Source organism: Tamlana crocina (assembly GCF_012037625.1).
In genome coordinates, this window is sequence record NZ_JAAVJS010000172.1 from 1 (window position 1) to 496 (window position 496).

1 pseudogene is annotated in these 496 nt (G+C 36.3%); it reads left to right on the top strand.

From position 1 onward, the window contains the following. Positions 1-130: 130 nt before the first annotated feature. A pseudogene (locus tag HC176_RS16185) lies at positions 131-496 on the top strand (cystathionine beta-synthase); the annotation flags it as partial.

The following is a 496-nucleotide window of genomic DNA, read 5'->3' on the forward strand; positions in this document are numbered from 1 at the left end:
CTACATTTTTCAGAAAAAATCTGCTGTTCGATAGAGGTAAAATATTGGCCTTTTTTAAAAACAGGCTCTGGAAAATAGATAAAAAGATGCCGACCCTTGAAAACGAGCGGCATATAAAATAATTAAGAAAATGAAAGAGACTAAAGTGCGAAAATATATTGAAGAGGTATTAAATAATATGCCGGCAGACTGGCTGAAACTAACTACTCATCGGCTGGATATTTATAATGAACAGTTGGCCAAAACCCAATTTTTGGATGAGTTCGAAACTTTATTTGAAGAAAATAATGCTAAACCTGCTGCCCTTGCTGCTTTGCCTACGGCTTATGATTACATTCGTTTAGGTCATCCTTTGTCTTCAATCCTGGAATGGGCAATAGCAAAAGAGAACCGCCTAAAACCTGATAATGTAATCAGTTTTTCGTCCAACACCATTCCTGTTTTGGCGGTGCTGAGAAAAAACTTATTTCTTAGGAAAAAAACACGTATCCTTTAC